The 16,329-nt window shown below is 62.1% G+C and carries 14 protein-coding genes; 10 read left to right on the top strand and 4 right to left on the bottom strand.

The genetic code is table 11. The annotated features are described in order from the left end of the window. Positions 1-89: 89 nt before the first annotated feature. The 5 genes from serS to GGD57_RS22850 all read left to right on the top strand — a co-directional run bounded on the left by serS (position 90) and on the right by GGD57_RS22850 (position 7,904). The gene (gene serS, locus GGD57_RS22870; protein WP_184472538.1) at positions 90-1,373 is read left to right on the top strand and encodes a serine--tRNA ligase; all 1,284 of its coding nucleotides are present in this window, start codon (positions 90-92) and stop codon (positions 1,371-1,373) included. Positions 1,374-1,377: 4 nt separating this feature from the next. Continuing rightward, positions 1,378-2,151 carry a 5'/3'-nucleotidase SurE gene (gene surE, locus GGD57_RS22865; protein ID WP_017964058.1) on the top strand — a complete coding sequence of 258 codons (774 nt, stop codon included), beginning with the start codon at positions 1,378-1,380 and terminating at the stop codon, positions 2,149-2,151. Continuing rightward, complete coding sequence (locus GGD57_RS22860; RefSeq protein ID WP_184472537.1) at positions 2,148-2,801, top strand: protein-L-isoaspartate(D-aspartate) O-methyltransferase; 654 nt, start codon at positions 2,148-2,150, stop codon at positions 2,799-2,801. The genes surE and GGD57_RS22860 overlap by 4 nt, the downstream gene beginning before the upstream one ends. A 254-nt stretch (positions 2,802-3,055) precedes the next feature. Further along, the gene (locus GGD57_RS22855; protein ID WP_184472536.1) at positions 3,056-4,651 is read left to right on the top strand and encodes a peptidoglycan DD-metalloendopeptidase family protein; all 1,596 of its coding nucleotides are present in this window, start codon (positions 3,056-3,058) and stop codon (positions 4,649-4,651) included. A gap of 277 nt (positions 4,652-4,928) precedes the next feature. Beyond that, entirely contained in the window at positions 4,929-7,904 is a 2,976-nt protein-coding gene (locus GGD57_RS22850; RefSeq protein ID WP_184472535.1) for an NAD(P)-dependent oxidoreductase, read from the top strand. A gap of 124 nt (positions 7,905-8,028) precedes the next feature. Here GGD57_RS22850 and GGD57_RS22845 read toward each other — a convergent pair whose 3' ends face one another. Then, positions 8,029-8,901, bottom strand: coding sequence for an ATP-binding protein (locus GGD57_RS22845; RefSeq protein WP_184472534.1), 873 nt, complete (start codon positions 8,899-8,901; stop codon positions 8,029-8,031). A 176-nt stretch (positions 8,902-9,077) separates the two neighbouring features. Between GGD57_RS22845 and yajC the strand changes: the two genes are divergently transcribed. The 5 genes from yajC to GGD57_RS22820 all read left to right on the top strand — a co-directional run bounded on the left by yajC (position 9,078) and on the right by GGD57_RS22820 (position 13,798). Further along, positions 9,078-9,425, top strand: a complete 348-nt coding sequence (yajC, locus tag GGD57_RS22840) for a preprotein translocase subunit YajC (RefSeq protein WP_085737084.1) — start codon at positions 9,078-9,080, stop codon at positions 9,423-9,425. 48 nt (positions 9,426-9,473) lie between these two features. Next, entirely contained in the window at positions 9,474-12,014 is a 2,541-nt protein-coding gene (gene secDF, locus GGD57_RS22835; protein WP_184472533.1) for a protein translocase subunit SecDF, read from the top strand. Between the two features lie 4 nt (positions 12,015-12,018). After that, entirely contained in the window at positions 12,019-12,405 is a 387-nt protein-coding gene (locus GGD57_RS22830) for an Mth938-like domain-containing protein (RefSeq protein ID WP_010068245.1), read from the top strand. A gap of 2 nt (positions 12,406-12,407) precedes the next feature. After that, a complete protein-coding gene (locus GGD57_RS22825; protein ID WP_184472532.1) occupies positions 12,408-13,265 on the top strand; it encodes a phytoene/squalene synthase family protein in 858 nt (285 codons plus the stop codon). 74 nt (positions 13,266-13,339) lie between these two features. Then, positions 13,340-13,798, top strand: coding sequence for a hypothetical protein (locus GGD57_RS22820; protein WP_184472531.1), 459 nt, complete (start codon positions 13,340-13,342; stop codon positions 13,796-13,798). A 56-nt stretch (positions 13,799-13,854) separates the two neighbouring features. Here the strand turns inward: GGD57_RS22820 and trmFO are convergent, their stop codons facing one another. The 3 genes from trmFO to GGD57_RS22805 form a co-directional block, all read right to left on the bottom strand. Next, the gene (gene trmFO, locus GGD57_RS22815) at positions 13,855-15,294 is read right to left on the bottom strand and encodes a methylenetetrahydrofolate--tRNA-(uracil(54)-C(5))-methyltransferase (FADH(2)-oxidizing) TrmFO (protein ID WP_184472530.1); all 1,440 of its coding nucleotides are present in this window, start codon (positions 15,292-15,294) and stop codon (positions 13,855-13,857) included. Between the two features lie 121 nt (positions 15,295-15,415). After that, positions 15,416-15,559 (bottom strand): DUF1127 domain-containing protein, encoded by a 144-nt coding sequence (locus GGD57_RS22810; RefSeq protein ID WP_184472529.1) that lies wholly within the window; start codon positions 15,557-15,559, stop codon positions 15,416-15,418. 298 nt (positions 15,560-15,857) lie between these two features. Next, the gene (locus GGD57_RS22805) at positions 15,858-16,004 is read right to left on the bottom strand and encodes a DUF1127 domain-containing protein (RefSeq protein WP_010067591.1); all 147 of its coding nucleotides are present in this window, start codon (positions 16,002-16,004) and stop codon (positions 15,858-15,860) included. Positions 16,005-16,329: the final 325 nt, after the last annotated feature.

The raw sequence follows: 16,329 nt of genomic DNA, 5'->3' as shown, positions 1-16,329 counted from the left end.
TGGAAATCCCTTTGTGACGCCGTCTCATCCGGTCGAAGCCCGGTCAGGCTTTGGCCGGGTCATTTCTGTTGCAACGACCTGGAACGACGATGCTCGATATCAAATGGATCCGTGAGAATCCCGAAGCGCTCGATGCCGCCCTTGCCAAGCGCGGTGCGGAGCCTCTGGCCCAAAGTCTCGTCGCCCTCGATGAAAAGCGCCGGTCTGCCGTGCAGAAGGCGCAGGATTTGCTCTCTCGCCGCAACGCCGCCTCCAAGGAGATCGGCGCGGCCATGGCGCAGAAGAACGCCGAACTGGCCGAAAAGCTGAAGGCAGAGGTCGCCGATATCAAGGAGACGCTGCCCGCAGCCGAGGAGGAGGAGCGCGCGCTTTCCGCCGAGCTCACCGACGCGCTGTCGCGCATTCCGAACGTGCCGCTCGACGAGGTCCCTGTCGGCAAGGACGAGCATGACAATGTCGTCACCCGCACCATCGGTGAAAAGCCGCGCTGGAACCATACGCCGAAGGAACACTTCGAGATCGGCGAAGCGCTCGGCTACATGGATTTCGAGCGCGCCGCCAAGCTTTCCGGTTCGCGCTTCACGGTTCTGACCGGGCCGCTTGCCAGGCTCGAGCGCGCGCTCGGCCAGTTCATGATCGATCTCCACACCCGCGAGCACGGCTATACCGAAGTCAGTTCGCCGCTGATGGTGCGCGCCGAGGCGCTGTTCGGCACCGGCAATCTGCCGAAGTTCGAAGAGGATCTCTTCAAGACGACGGATGGACGTTATCTCATTCCGACAGCCGAGGTGACGCTGACCAATCTGGTGCGTGAGGAAATCCTCGATCAGGAGAAACTGCCGCTCCGCTTCACCGCATTGACCCCGTCCTTCCGTTCGGAAGCGGGCTCGGCCGGCCGCGACACGCGCGGCATGCTGCGCCAGCACCAGTTCTGGAAATGCGAGCTCGTCTCGATCACCGATGCCGAGAGCTCGATTGCCGAGCATGAGCGCATGACCGCCTGCGCCGAAGAAGTGCTGAAGCGCCTCGGCCTGCATTTCCGCACGATGACCCTTTGCACCGGCGACATGGGCTTCGGCTCGCGCAAGACCTACGATCTTGAAGTCTGGCTGCCGGGGCAGAATGCCTTCCGCGAGATTTCCTCCTGCTCGGTCTGCGGCGATTTCCAGGCCCGGCGCATGAATGCGCGTTACCGCGGCAAGGACGACAAGAGCAACAGGTTCGTCCACACGCTGAACGGTTCCGGCACCGCCGTCGGCCGCTGCCTGATCGCTGTCCTCGAAAATTATCTGAACGAGGATGGTTCCGTCACGATTCCGGACGTTTTGCTGCCTTATATGGGCGGATTGACCAGAATCGAACGGGCGGCCTGAGGCGATGCGCATCCTGCTTACGAATGACGACGGCATTCACGCCGAAGGCCTCGCCGCGCTGGAGCGGATTGCGCGCACGCTCTCCGACGATGTCTGGATCGTGGCGCCCGAGACCGATCAGAGCGGCCTTGCCCATTCGCTGAGCCTTTCCGAGCCCCTGCGGTTGCGCAAGATTTCCGACAAGCATTTCGCGCTGCGCGGCACGCCGACCGATTGCGTCATCATGGGCATCAGGCAGGTGATGGACATCAAGCCTGATCTCGTCCTCTCCGGCGTCAATTCGGGCTCGAACGTTGCCGACGACGTGACCTATTCCGGCACGATCGCCGGCGCCATCGAAGGCACGATGCAGGGCGTGCGCTCCTTCGCGCTGAGCCAGGCCTATCTCTATGAGGACGGTGCGCGCATCGTACCCTGGGAAGTCTGCGAGACCCATGCACCGGCTCTTCTGGAAAAACTGATGGTCCTGGATCTGCCGGAGGGCACGTTCCTCAATCTCAACTTTCCGAACTGCCGTCCCGATGAGGTCGATGGCGCCGAGGTAACCATGCAGGGCAAGCTCGCCTTCAACCTGCAGGTCGACGCTCGTTCCGATGGGCGGGGCTTCCCTTACTACTGGCTGAAGTTCGGTGAACGCGCCGGCGCCTTCATCGAAGGCACCGACATTCACGCGCTGAAGCATAACAAGATTTCGGTAACGCCTTTGAAACTGGATCTGACCGATTATTCCGTAACGGACCGCGTGGCGCGGGCCTTGGGATACGGAGCACAGGTTTGACGGCAAGACTGGCGGAGAAGGAGGGCTTTGCGGCGCTCGTCCTCAGATTGCGTGCCGCAGGCATCTCCGACCTCGATCTGCTGACGGCGGTCGAGCAGACGCAGCGCTCGCTCTTCGTACCGCCGCAATTTGCAGATGACGCCTATTCGAGCCGGACGATACCGATCGAATGCGGCTCCTTCCTGGAAGGCGTCGATTTTGTCGTCCGCATCCTGCATCACCTTAAAGTCAAACCGGGGCAACGCGTCCTGGAGATCGGCACCGGCAGCGGTTTTACCGCCGCCGTCATCGGCCGCATGGCCGAGCGTGTTCTGTCCATCGACCGCTACAAGACACTGACATCGGCTGCGCAGCGGCGCATGGAATCGCTTGGTCTGCGCAACGTCATCATCCGCCATGCCGATGGCAGTGCCGGCATGCAGGGAGAGGGCACCTTCGACCGCATCCTGGTGACCGCGGCCTTCAACGCCATGCCGCGCTTCTATACCGACCAGCTGGTTTCCGGCGGCTCGATGATCGCGCCGCTGATGATCTCCGAGAACGAATGTCGCATGGTGCGGCTGACCAAAACCGGCAGCCGTTTCGAACGCGAGGAATTGTTCGAAGCACCCTATCTGCCGATCGTTCCGCGGCTTGCCTCGCTGCTGTAGACGCCGATGGCTTCAGGCCGGACCAGGCCGAAATCTCAAACTCGCATCTCCATCGAAAAAAGGAGAGCAGCATGTCATCCGAAAACCGCTCGGACTTTTCCGTATCGTGTTCGAAGGACTGCGATTTTTCATCCATAAGCTATGGTTATCAACTTCTCAAAAATATCGTACTGATTCCAGCATCTTAACCGCGTGGTAATACTAACGCGTTTTAATAGACTCACAAATGGTTGCGTTCTCAGTGGGTCGAGTCAATGCGTTTCAGTCTTTCGCCGAAGTTCGGAAAGTCCGCCGGTAATCTTCTGGTTGTGGGCCTGCTTGCAAGTGCGGCAACGGGCTGCAGTTCCGATGTGACACGGTTCGGCGGCTTGTTTTCCTCCTCCTCAGGGCAGGATCAGATCACCACTAGTTCCATTCCGCGCAGGAGCGCCCCTCAGGGTGATCCGGTGCCGCGCGCCGATCTCGGCGGCTCTGCCGTTGCCAGCCAGTCGGGTTACGGCGGCGGCAATGGTGGGCTGAACCAGCCCTATCCGGCCAGCCCGAGCTACGATCCGGTTCGTACGTCGAGTGCACGCATGGCGTCCGCGCCGGTTTCGGTGCAGCGTTCCGAGCTGGCTGCGCCGACGGCGGCAGCACCTTCCCGGCAGCGGGAGAAGGAAGTCGCGCTCGCTCAGCCTTTCCCGGCCTCGCCTCAGGCTGAAAAGCACCGTTTGGTCGCTCCCACGCAGCCGAAGACAACACCCGATCCTCTGACGACGGGCACGACGCCGAAGGTCTCCGGCTGGTCTGCGACCAATGCGCCTTCCGTGACGCTGCGTCCGGGTGAAAGCATCGCCACGCTTTCCCGACGCTTCGGTGTTCCGGAAAATGAAATCCTGCGCGTCAACAGCCTGAAGACGGCATCGGCGGCCAAGCCCGGCCAGGCGATCCTGATCCCGACCTTCAATGGCGGCAATGCTGCCAAGGCGGCGTCGCAGACGGCCGATCTCTCCAAGCCCGGCAAGATGCCGGAACCGGTGAAGGCGCCCGAGCAGAATGTCGCCGTCGTTCCCGGCGCCAATTCCGCCCGCGACAAGACCATGGCGAGCGCCGATTCGACAGGCAAGCTTCCAGCTGGCGCCGGCAAGGATCCGAAAGCGCCTGCCGGCACCTATGTCGTCAAGCAGGGCGATTCGCTGGCGAGGATCGCCAAGGCGACCGGTTCCAATATCGACGATCTCAAGGCCGCCAATAATCTTTCGGCCAACTCGCTGCGCGTCGGCCAGGCCCTGAAGATCCCGAGCGGCACCGCCGACAATATCAAGACGGCATCGATCCCGGCCGAAAAGGCCGATCCGAAGCCGGCTCCGGCGGCGCCCGCCCAGCAGGTAGCATCCGCTCAGCCAGCGCCCTACAAGGCGCCGGCCGCCACCCAGACGGTCGATGATGTCGAGAAGAAGTCTGACGTCAGCTCCGCCGCACCGGAATCGACCGGCATCGGCAAGTATCGCTGGCCGGTCCGCGGCCAGGTCATCGCTTCGTACGGCGCCAACGTCAACGGCAACCGCAATGACGGCATCGATATCTCGGTGCCGCAGGGCACGCCGATCAAGGCCGCCGAAAACGGCGTCGTCATCTATGCCGGCAACGGCCTGAAGGAACTCGGCAACACGGTTCTCGTCCGCCACGATGACGGCACCGTCACCGTCTACGGCAATGCCGATACGCTGAGCGTCACGCGCGGCCAGAAGATCCAGCGCGGCCAGACCGTCGCCGTCTCCGGCATGAGCGGCGACGTCAAGCAGCCGCAGGTCCATTTCGAGGTGCGCAAGGACGCATCCCCGGTCAACCCGATGACTTTCCTGGAGTAGGTAGAGCGTACCAGGAAGCGCAAAAGCCCGGCCACCCGCCGGGCTTTTGTCATTTGGAGCATATGCAGTTTCGGTCGCATGGACTTCCTGCCGGAAGAGTGAATTGGCAGCACCTGCATCGGCGCAAAATCGCCGTTAGAGACTATTTTTGCGCACATTGCAGGCATTGGCAGAGGCCGATGACGCATTATGCCTGATGTTCGGCGCATATGATGTCTACATTCCCGAAAGTTCAATTCACTATGCCTGGACCCTTTTGAAGACGGATAGGCAGCCCATGACGAATATCGCCCAGATGCAGGAACAGCGTCTCGAAGCACTCCGACTGACGAATTCGGGTGCGCCTGAATTGCCGTCCAACCCGTTTTTCGGCGTCGGCCCGATCACGGATGCGACCACTGACGAAGTGGATAGCCGGCTGCGGCGCCTCGCCTTCGATGCCTGGATCGAAAAGACCTATCGCAAGTTCGACGACAAGGGCAACGATATCGGCGGCTTCACCACGGCCGAGATTTCCCGCAGCATGCACCGCGGCTATCCGGCGGATAAGATCCTGACCGACATGATGCGGGCGATCCACACCTACTTCCATTTCCCGAAGACGAACCGCATGGCGGTGGGGCTCGGCGGCGGCCACAGCGGCTACACTGTCTGCGTCCAGCATCTGATGAATGCCAACGACGCCAACCAGCGCGTCTATGTCGATACGCCGCGCCCGGAAAGCGATCCGTCCCGGTCGGCCGGCTTCTTCCGTCAGTCCTGGGCCACGCAGTTGATCGAGATGCAGCGCTTCGCCGAAAAAGGCTGCGAGAGCCGTATCCATTTCGCAGCCTCCGAAGGCGTGATCCCGACGGCCGCTGAACTCTCCGACCTCGGCGTATCGATCTTCGTCGGCGTCGGCCACGAGACCACTGGCGCTAATGCTTATACGAGCCGCGAGATCCACGAGCTCTTGAACTGGATCGACCGCGATCCGGCAAACCACCACGCGGTATTCGACGCCACGTCGATGCTCGGCGCCATGCCCTGGGAGCCCGAGCTGGTCGATGCGGTGATGGCAAAATGCTGCCTGTTCATGCCGTTCCAGAAGGCGATCGGCGGGATTTCCGGATATTTCGTCGCCTCCTTCACGCCGCATGCCCTGGCTCTGGTCGAGAAGAACCAGCAGGACCCTGCCTGGGCGATCCCGCGCCAGCTGAAGATCGCGCCGCCGATCGATGCGCGCCAGCCGCTTTCAGCCAAGCGCTCCGTGGATGCCGGCCCGTTCTACGATGCCGGGGAAGACCGCATGCTCGGCGGCGTCATCAACACCTACAGCGCGCTCGCCTTTGCCGAGACCACGTTTGGTCTCCTGCAGTCCGAGGCACGGGTCGGCTCGGTTGTCGAGCTCAACCGGCGCTCTGCCGCCAACCGGGCGGTGATCGACGAGTGGGTAAAATCGCATCCGCTGCTGTCTTTGACCGTTACCGATGCCGAGCGGCGCGGTGCTGCCGTGACGCTTCTGAAGATCGAGGATGCCGGCATCACCGATCCCGCAATCCACGCCCGCATCATTGCCCGCTCGAAGCAGTTGCTCGGCTACGAGGGCATCACCCATCCGAACGGCGAATTTGAACCCGGCCTCGATGCGGCACGCTACGTCAATGCGTTCCCGGGAACGCCCGGCGACTACCGTGCCTGGGTCGGCGGCATCCGCGAGCCGGCAGATGTCGTGGCCCTCTTGGAAAACCTGCAATATGCCTATCTCAGAGCCAAGATCGTCGTTCTCGAAGAGGAACTGGCGAAAGAGGGCGTCACCTTTGACGCGTCCGCGAAGGCCGGAGCAGCCGCCCGCAAGGACGATCCGCAACGCGCCTACAAGGTGCTGATCGCCGATCTGGTCGGCCTGCGCCTCGGCGCGGACGGCAAGCCCGACCACAGCGAAATCCGGGCCTACATCGAGGAAAAGGGTGGTGTCTTCCATGTCGGCCCGATCGGCGACGGTTCGGCGCTGGAGAAGGGCCGCATCCATTTCTTCTATCAGCCCGATCTCAGCACCGAGGCGGAAATCCTGCCGCAGACGGACAAGGGTCAGTATGACGCCTTGATCGCGGCGGCGACCTTCATCCCGAAGGCTTCCGTCTTCTCGCTCGGCGGCGTGCGTATCGGCGCGGGAACCGGCAACATGGGTTCGGCCTCTTGGGGCGGAGGCAACGGCGAAGGCGGTGAGGCGCCGCTGATGAACACCCCCGGCATCAACAGCCGGGCAACCGCCCAGATGGCTGTGAAGGCGATCCTCAAGGTCGTTCCCGATCTGCCGGTCGACAGGCTGCACCGGATGGTTGCCGCCGGCGATTTCGATACCGGGCGCCAGCTCAAGGATTTCCCGACGGCAAAGCTCGAAGGCCGGAAACTTGCCGTTCTCGGCTACGGCAATATCGGCCGTGAAGTCGCCAAGCTCGCCAAGGCCTTCGGCATGAAGGTGGCGATCTACGCCCGCGAGCACCACAGGCGCTGGATCGAGGCCGAGGGCTTCGACTATGCCGCAAGCCCGGTCGAAGCGGCAAGCGGCGCCGACGTCCTCTCCGTGCATATCGGCCTTGGCCGCCTGGACGCATCGACCGGCATCTATTCCAATGCCGGCACCGTCGATGCGAAGGTTCTCGGCGCCATGAAGGACGGCGCGGTGCTGGTTAATTACGACCGCGGCGAAGTCGTGGATGCCGGTGCGCTCGACGCCGCGCTTTCCTCCGGCAAGATCGCCCATGCGGCGATCGATGCCGACCTCTTCAAGGATGCCGCGACGGGCAAACTCAGCGGACCGATGCTGCCCTACCTGCCGCTTGAAGAGCGCCACAAGGGCAAGCTGGAACTGCTGCCGCACGCCGCCGCCGATACCGATCATCCCTCGCGGGTGACCGGCGCCAAGCAGGCGGTCGACCAGATCTTCGAGGTCATCCGCTTCAAGTCGGTCACCAATCTCAAGGGCGATCTGCCCGAGGGTTACGTCTCGGCGGGCGGCCGCACCCCGGCCGGAATCGGCAAGGTGACGAAGCGGGTGGTGGGCGAGATCGGCGACAAGTCTGAGTTGCTCGAAGAATTGCGGCAGACCTCGGAAAAGGTCGCGGCCATTATCGGTGCGCTGTCCGCCGTCTCAGACCCGAACCACCGCGACCGGATCGTCGACCGTTACACCGGCCTGCTGGTCGAAAGCGCCGGGCGGCAGCGTGTCCTTCTCGAGCGGCTCGCTCTCTACGGACCGGCGGGAGAGTAACCCATGGCGGCGTTGGATAAACGCTGATCATTCCGGCCTTCGGGTGTTGCTTGCAATGCCCGAGGCCTTGAACCTGACTGAGGCGCGTCGCACCGAACCTGGTTCATGCGGCGCGCTTTGGCTTTCAGGCCCTGTCGATGTGAACGCGCATGCGTCCGGCAAGATCCTGAATATATTGCCAGGCGACGCGACCGGAGCGCGCGCCGCGCGTCGTCGCCCATTCCAGCGCCTCGGCATGCATCTTGTCGCGCTCGAGCCCGAGCTTGAAGTGGTCGGCATAGCCGTCGATCATGCCGAGATAGTCTTCCTGGCTGCATTTATGGAAGCCGAGCCAAAGGCCGAAGCGATCGGATAGCGAAACCTTCTCTTCGACCGCCTCAGACGGATTGATCGCCGTCGACTGCTCATTTTCCATCATATGGCGCGGCAGGAGATGGCGCCGGTTTGAAGTGGCGTAGAAGAGGACATTGTCCGGCCGCCCCTCGACGCCGCCGTCGAGTGCCGCCTTCAGCGACTTGTAGGCGGTGTCGTCATGATCGAAGGAGAGGTCGTCGCAGAAAACGATGACGCGGTAGGGTGTGTCCTTCAGAAGATCGAGCAGGGTGGGGAGGCTCGCAATATCCTCGCGATGGACTTCGACCAGCTTCAGCGCGACGCCGCTTTCACCCCGGACATCCTCGTGCACCGCCTTGACAAGGGAGGATTTGCCCATGCCGCGTGCGCCCCAGAGCAGCACATTGTTGGCGGCATAACCCTCGGCGAAACGCACCGTATTTTCATGCAGGATATCGCGCACATGATCGACGCCGCGGATGAGCTTCAGCGCCACCCGGTTCGGTTTTTTCACCGGCTGCAGGTGCTGGCGCATCGGCGCCCAGACGAAACAGTCCGCCGCATCCCAGTCGTTGACGGCAGGCGCCGGTCCGGCAAGGCGCTGAACGGCATCGGCGAGCCGCTTCAGTTCGGCAAGCAGGGCGGTGTTGATTTCCTCGGTCATCGCGGGCCTCCTGTGTTTCGCTGCGGGGTACCATGGCGTTTTGTCGGCGGAAAGGTTATGAGGCAGCGGAATCGGTACTGTTTCCGGCTGTTTCTGTTGCATTCATCGAAGCGGCAATTATAGTCCGGCAACCTGAAAAAGAGGCGGGGTTCCGCCGCCAAGCTGAGGAGTTTAGCATGTTCATCACCCCGGCATTCGCCCAGAGTGCGACCGACACCGCAACCGGTTTCGGCGGCTCCGGTTTCGAAATGATCATCCTGTTCGTGCCGCTGATGGTCGTCTGGTACTTCCTGCTGATCCGTCCGCAGCGCGCACAGGCAAAAAAGCGTGAGGAAACCCTGAAGGCGATCCGCCGCGGCGACCAGGTCGTCACCGGTGGTGGTCTCGTCGGCAAAGTCACCAAGGTCGTCGACGACAAGGAAGTCGAAGTCGAGATCGCCGACGGCGTTCGCGTTCGCATCGTCCGCAGCGGCATTTCGGACGTTCGTGTCAAGGGTGAACCAGTCAAGGCCGACGCAGCGTAACAAGCGATAACGGCAGGACAGCCGCCGGATCGGAAGATCGTCGAGAGAATGTTGCATTTTTCCCGCTGGAAAACACTTCTGATCTGGCTGGCCGCCTTTGCGGCCATCGTCACTGCTGCGCCCAATCTGCTGAGCGAGGCGCAGCGCGCCTCGCTGCCCGGCTGGTTGCGGCACGACCGCATGACGCTCGGTCTCGATCTGCAGGGCGGCTCGCATGTCGTTCTGAAGCTCGAACGCTCCGATATCGTCAAGGAGCGGCTGGAAGAGGTCGTCGCCAATGTGCGCAATGCGCTGCGCGGTGCCGGCATCCGCTATACCGGGCTGACCGGCAACGACCAGACCGTCACGGTGCGGATCACCGATCCGGCCGAGACGCAGAAAGCGGTCGATCTCCTGAAGCCTCTGACGGCACCTGGCGGGCGTTCGGGACCCGAAGTCGCGCTGCAGCAGAGCGCGGAAGGGCAGCTCTCGCTGCAGATTTCCGACGCTGGCATCGCTGCCGACATTGCTTCCGCCCAGACCAGGTCGCTCGATATCGTCAGCCGCCGCATCGCGGGGTTCGGCTACGACAATTTCCTCGTCCGTCCCGATGGCGTTGACCGGATCGTCGTGCAGGTACTGGGATCGGTCGACGCCGAGCGATTGAAGAACCTCCTGAACCAGCCGGCCAAGCTTTCCTTTCATCTGATCGACGAAAGCATGTCGGGGCAGGAGGCGCTGAACGGCCGCTGGCCGGTGACATCCGAGGTGCTCTATTCGCTGGACGATCCGCCAGTTCCCTATCTCGTCGACCGTACGGCTTTCGCCACGGCCGGCAACATGGTGCATATCGAGCCGCTCATCGACCCGCAGACGCAGGACGCGTCGATCGAGTATCGTCTCGATGCGGAGGGCACAGCGCGGCTGGCTGAGGCGACAGGCCGGAATGTCGGCAAACACCTTGCCATCGTCTTCGACGACCAGGTGATGTCGGCGCCTGTCATCGAGGCGCCGATCACCGGTGGCGAGGGGCGGATTTCCGCCAACTTCTCCGAGGACGGGGTTCGCGATCTTGCGGTCATGCTGCGCGCCGGTGCTTTGCCGGCAACGCTGACGAGCGTCGAGGAGCGCAGCGTCAGCCCGGGTTTCGGCGCCGAATCGATCTTCTCCGGTCTCATTGCCGGCCTTGTCGCCGTCGTGCTGGTCGCAGCACTGATGATCGCGCTTTACCGCATTCTTGGCGTCATCGCCGTCGTCTCGCTCTTCTTCAACCTGATCCTCATCGTCGCGGTGCTCAGCCTTGCCGGCGCGACGCTCACCTTGCCCGGGATTGCCGGCATCGTGCTCATCGTCGGCATGGCGGTCGATTCCAACGTGCTGATCTACGAGCGCATCCGTGAAGAGGAGAAAACCGCCCATTCCTTCGCCGAGGCGGTCGGCCGCGGTTTCTCGCGCGCATTCGCAACGATCGTCGATGCGAATGTCACGATCTTCATCGCGGCCGTCATCCTCTTCTTCCTCGGCAGCGAATCCATCCGCGGTTTCGCCGTAACGCTGGCGGTCGGCATTCTGACGACCGTTTTTACGGCGTTCACGCTGACGCGCTCGATTGCTGCGGTCTGGCTGCAGCGGCGCCATCCCCGGCATTTGTCGAAGAGCGTCCTGACGCACCTTTTCGAACACGCCAATATCCGCTTCATGGGCATCCGCCGTTATGTCTTTACGACGTCGGCTGTTATCTCGCTGATCGCCATGGCGGCCTTTGCCTCCGTCGGCCTGCATCTCGGCATCGATTTCACCGGCGGCTCGCTTATCGAGGTGACGGCAAAACAGGGCAATGCCGATATTGCCGATCTCCAATCGCGCCTCAACGATCTCAATCTCGGCGAGGTCGTTGTCGAGCGCACCGGCGGCCCGTCGAATGCGCGGATCCGCATCGCCTCCCAGGGCGGCGGCGAGAATGCCGAGCAGTCGGCGGCGACGCTTGTGCGCGGCGAGCTCCAGGAGGATTATGATTTTCGCCGCGTGGAGGTCGTCGGCCCCGCCATATCGGGCGAATTGACGATGATGGCGACGCTCGGCATGCTGGCAGCACTTGTGGCGATCCTCATCTATATCTGGATCCGCTTCGAATGGCAGTTTGCAGTCGGCGCCATCATTGCCACGCTGCACGACGTCATCATTATGCTCGGTCTCTTCGTGCTGACCGGCATCGAGTTCAACCTGACGAGCATTGCCGCCGTGCTGACCATCGTCGGTTATTCGCTGAACGACACGGTAGTGGTCTATGACCGAATGCGCGAGAATCTGCAGCGATACCGGAAGATGCCGTTGCCGATCCTGATCGATGCGTCGATCAATCAGACGCTGTCGCGCACCATTCTGACCGCCGCGACGACGCTGCTCGCCTTGCTGGCGCTCTATCTTTTCGGGGGCGAAGTCATCCGCTCCTTCACCTTTGCGATGCTTTTCGGCGTCGCTCTCGGCACCTTCTCTTCGATCTATATCGCCGCCCCTGTCTTGATCGTCTTTCGGCTGCGGCCGGAGGCTCCCGACGGGGAAGAGAGCAACAAGACGGATGCTGGTGTAAAATCCGGCACGGTGGTTTGAAAACATGGCAAAAGGCATAGAAATCCGCGCCGCCCATTTTCCCGGGCGCGCGCCGATCGATACTTACGGCAATGGCGGCTTCCGCTTTGCCGATATGTCGCATCGCGGCTCGATCCTTTGCCTGCCTTCCGGCATTCATGGCTGGGACATGGATATGTCGAAACCGCTGTCGCCCGAAAATTTCCGCCGGGTGCTGGATGAGGCTGCCGATATCGAGGTTCTGCTCGTCGGCACCGGAACCGAGCTTCGCCGACTGCCGGAGGAATTGAAGCAGGCGCTGAAGGCGCGCGGCATTGCCTCCGATCCGATGAACACCGGGGCAGCGGTGCGCACCTTCAATATCATGCTCGCCGAGCAGCGCGCCGTCGCTGCGGCATTGATCGCGGTCTGACGATGGCTGAAGCGACTATGGCGAAGAACCAGGAGATCTGCCTGGCGATGCTGCGCGACAGCGATCGCGACCGTTACCTTGCATGTCTGCTGTCGCCGGAGGAAAGGCGCGGCGCGCTTGCGGCGCTGTACGCATTCAATGCCGAGCTTGCCCGCATCCGTGATCTCGTGCACGAGCCGTTGCCCGGCGAGGTCAGGCTGCAATATTGGCGCGACCTGCTGGAAGGCAGCGCGCATGGTTCGACAGCCGCCAACCCCGTCGCCGCGGCACTTCTGACGGCGATCGAGACGCACCGCCTGCCGCGCCAGACGCTGATCGACATAATCGAGGCCCGCACCTTCGACCTTTATGACGATCCGATGGAAACGCGCCTGTCGCTCGAAGGTTATGCCGGCGAGACGGCATCAGCCCTGATTCAGCTTGCAAGCCTCGTGCTTTCGCCTGAAGAGGCGGCACGATCGGCTGATGCGGCCGGCCATGCCGGTGTTGCCCAGGCGGTTGCCGGCCTGTTGCTGCTGATGCCGCTGCATCGCCGCCGCGGCCAGGTCTATATTCCGCTGCAGATCTTGTCCGCCACCGGTCTCGACCGTGATGTCTTCCTTGCCGGCGAAGACCGGCCACGCATCTCTGCCGCCATCGAAGCCTTCGCCGGCCTCGGCCGCGAGCATCTGGCAAAGGCGAGGGGGGCCGGACCGATTGCGCCCGCCGTCTTTCCGGCCTTTCTGCCGGCGACGCTTGCCGAACCGGTGCTCGTCAGAGCGCAGAAGCGCGGCGTCCTGCTGTTCGACCGGCCGCTGCAGCTGCCGCAATGGCGCCGCCAGCTGCAGATGGGATTGGCGGCAGCGCGCAGAAAAATCTGACTTCGGTCAAACTCGCGCAAGTCTCACGCGTTACAAGCCTTGAACCGCTACCCTTTTTGAACGGAGACTCGGGCGTGGGCATTATCGTCTGGTGCGTTCTTTTCGCCATCGTCATCTTCTTTGCTTTTGCGGCGACGCGCATGGCTGCGCAGAACAAGGAAGACGGCCTGCATGACACGGGTCTCGCCATCATCGAGTTCGGCCGCGCTTTTCCGAACGAGGCGATCCGTCAGCTGCAGCCGACGGAAAACGGCCAGGCAGTCTTCGTGCGCCTGCACGACAATAAGGCCGGCGTCATGCGCAACATGTCGCGTCACTTCGCCTGCCATCTGATCCAGCCGGGCCGTGTGCGCGTCGTCAGCTCGCAAACGGGCAGGGGGCTGGTGATCGAGTTCCTCGATGCGCCGCATCATAACGGCGATTTCGAATTCGCTTCCGCCAAGGAGGCGTCGGAAGTCGCGCTCTGGCTGCTCGGCAACTATATCGCCGAGCCGGATAAGGACCTGCTTATTTCGGCGGCGAACAAGCAGTAAGCGCTACACTTTATGGCTGCATAATCTTACCCCTAAATCGGATCCGATTTAGGGAATTATGCAGGGTCGCTTTTGGCAGATGTTGAAGTCTGCCCAAGCCAGGCGGCGCAATCTGCAAGTGCGCGGCGTGCGATCAGCTGCCGTTTCATGATCGTCTTGTCCTTGCCGCGGAAACGCTTGACGCCTTCGGGCTTGACGATCGAACCCGGCTCGAGCTCTGGAAACAGCCCGAAATTGATGTTCATCGGCTGGAAAGACCTCTTGCCCGGCTCCTCGTCGGTGACGATATGGCCGCCGGTGATATGACCGAGCAGCGAGCCGAGCGCCGTTGTTGCAGGCGGCAGCGAGATCGCTTCACCCTTGCGTTCGGCAGCAGCGAACCGCCCGGCCATCAGCCCGACGCTGGCGCTTTCCACATATCCCTCGCAGCCGGTGATCTGACCGGCGAAACGCAGGCCGGGCCGAGATTTCAACGTCAGCGACGGATCGAGCAGGGTGGGGGAGTTGATGTAGGTGTTGCGGTGCAGACCGCCGAGACGGGCAAATTCCGCATTTTCCAGACCCGGGATCATCCGGAAGATTTCCGACTGCGCGCCATATTTCAGCTTCGTCTGGAAGCCGACCATATTGTAGAGCGTGCCGAGCGCATTGTCCTGGCGCAGTTGCACGACCGCATAGGCTTTCACTGTCGGGTTATGCGCGTTGGTCAGCCCCATCGGCTTCATCGGCCCGTGACGCAGCGTCTCGCGGCCGCGTTCGGCCATCACCTCGATCGGCAGGCAGCCATCGAAATAAGGCGTGCCTTCCCATTCCTTGAAACCGACCGTGTCGCCCGCTATCAGCGCGTCGACGAAGGCATTGTACTGCGCCTCGTCCATCGGGCAGTTGATGTAATCCTTGCCGGTGCCGCCGGGACCGACCTTGTCGTAGCGCGACTGATACCAGCAGATATCCATGTCGATGCTCTCGCGGTAGACGATCGGCGCGATGGCATCGAAGAAGGCGAGCGAATCTTCGCCGGTTTGCGCCTGGATGGCGCTGGCAAGCGACGGCGCCGTCAGCGGCCCGGTGGCGACGATGGCAAGATCCCAGTCCCGTGGTGGCAGGCCGGTAACTTCTTCGCGCACCACCGTGATGAGCGGGTGGTCGTGGATCGCCTTGGTCACCGCCTCGGAGAAGCCATCGCGATCGACGGCGAGCGCGCCGCCGGCCGGCACCTGATGCCGATCGGCGGTGGCCATGATCAGCGAGCCGGCCATGCGCATTTCGGCATGGATGACGCCGACGGCATTGCTGGTGGCATCGTCGGAACGGAAGGAATTGGAGCAGACCAGTTCGGCAAGGCCGTCGGTCTTGTGCGCATCGGTGCCGCGCACGCCGCGCATTTCATGCAGGATGACGGGAACGCCGGAATTGGCGATCTGCCAGGCGGCTTCCGAACCGGCAAGCCCGCCGCCGACGACGTGGATGGGGGAATGGGAAGAGATCGTGTTCATTCCGGGCTGATATCATGTCGGCAGGTGCGATCCAACACCCCGGAATCAAAAACGGCGCCTGGGGGCGCCGTCTTGGAAGCATCACGCTCGCTGTTAGCGGCCCGCTATGAGCGGCCCATTACTAGCGGAACGAGCGGGATGCGATGTTGCGGATCTCGTAGCGGCTGACGCCGATGTCGGACAGGGTCTGGTTGGACAGGCCGCCGAGTTCGTTGAGCGTACGGCGGTAGCTGAGCCAGCTTTTTGCAATGCGGATCGGGTTCATTGTCTTTTTCCTCAAACAAATGTCCGCTGGATGGCGGGATCGCCTATCTCTCTGCGGTTGATGTTTATATAGGCGATCTCCGTCTTATTGTGCAGTGCAAATAAATGGCGTCTGCCATGCAATTGTGCAGTATGATGCCCGTCAAATAAGCGGTGAATATTTTTTGAGCGGTCGGACGAGGCGCAAAAACATGCAACCGCGGCGGCAGCCGCAGCAGACAAACGAAAACGCCCGCTGTGGGTACAGCGGGCGTTTCAACCGAGAACGATCCTGCTTGGGAGGAGCGGATCGCCTGGAATTAGCGGGAAGAAGCCTCACGGGCAACGCGATGGATGTCCGAACGGTCGATACCGAGATCGTGCAATTCGCGGTTGGTCATGCGACCGAGTTCCGTGACGGTCTGACGATACTTGCGCCAATTGTTGAAAGAGCGAGAGAAGTTCATGGTAAGCCCCTTTCCGAGGGTTTCATCTGCCAGCAGCCACCGATCGGCGCTGACCTCTATTTGATGACCGGAATATATGTTGCGGCGCGAAAGACTAAAACAGCCAAGTTTTCAGATCACCTATGCGAGACGCGCAATGCTCCAGGGGCGTTTGACGCAGACTTACCATTTTTTGGTCAACGAATAGGCAGAATGGTGCCGGCTAAACCAACCCGGTTCGGGACTGTCGAGTGGCCGCTGCTGCCGAAAACGCCGCTCCGCGGGCGATTGCACCCTCCCTCCGCTGCAGGGCAGGTGCTCCGTGTTGGATCGAAAGCTGCCCATT

It is taken from the genome of Rhizobium esperanzae, assembly GCF_014197615.1.
GTDB classification, from domain to species: domain Bacteria; phylum Pseudomonadota; class Alphaproteobacteria; order Rhizobiales; family Rhizobiaceae; genus Rhizobium; species Rhizobium esperanzae_A.
Note: the sequence above shows the minus strand (reverse complement) of the source record. Positions and strands in the feature narration are given on the sequence as shown.

What these genes read in the sequence shown, in the direction of transcription:
- GGD57_RS22825 (WP_184472532.1), top strand. Translation starts at nt 12,408, where the DNA reads ATGGCTGAAGCGACTATGGCGAAGAACCAGGAGATCTGCCTGGCGATG.
- GGD57_RS22810 (WP_184472529.1), bottom strand. Translation starts at nt 15,559, where the DNA reads ATGAACCCGATCCGCATTGCAAAAAGCTGGCTCAGCTACCGCCGTACG.
- surE (WP_017964058.1), top strand. Translation starts at nt 1,378, where the DNA reads ATGCGCATCCTGCTTACGAATGACGACGGCATTCACGCCGAAGGCCTC.
- serS (WP_184472538.1), top strand. Translation starts at nt 90, where the DNA reads ATGCTCGATATCAAATGGATCCGTGAGAATCCCGAAGCGCTCGATGCC.
- trmFO (WP_184472530.1), bottom strand. Translation starts at nt 15,294, where the DNA reads ATGAACACGATCTCTTCCCATTCCCCCATCCACGTCGTCGGCGGCGGG.
- GGD57_RS22855 (WP_184472536.1), top strand. Translation starts at nt 3,056, where the DNA reads ATGCGTTTCAGTCTTTCGCCGAAGTTCGGAAAGTCCGCCGGTAATCTT.
- yajC (WP_085737084.1), top strand. Translation starts at nt 9,078, where the DNA reads ATGTTCATCACCCCGGCATTCGCCCAGAGTGCGACCGACACCGCAACC.
- secDF (WP_184472533.1), top strand. Translation starts at nt 9,474, where the DNA reads ATGTTGCATTTTTCCCGCTGGAAAACACTTCTGATCTGGCTGGCCGCC.
- GGD57_RS22850 (WP_184472535.1), top strand. Translation starts at nt 4,929, where the DNA reads ATGACGAATATCGCCCAGATGCAGGAACAGCGTCTCGAAGCACTCCGA.
- GGD57_RS22845 (WP_184472534.1), bottom strand. Translation starts at nt 8,901, where the DNA reads ATGACCGAGGAAATCAACACCGCCCTGCTTGCCGAACTGAAGCGGCTC.
- GGD57_RS22830 (WP_010068245.1), top strand. Translation starts at nt 12,019, where the DNA reads ATGGCAAAAGGCATAGAAATCCGCGCCGCCCATTTTCCCGGGCGCGCG.
- GGD57_RS22805 (WP_010067591.1), bottom strand. Translation starts at nt 16,004, where the DNA reads ATGAACTTCTCTCGCTCTTTCAACAATTGGCGCAAGTATCGTCAGACC.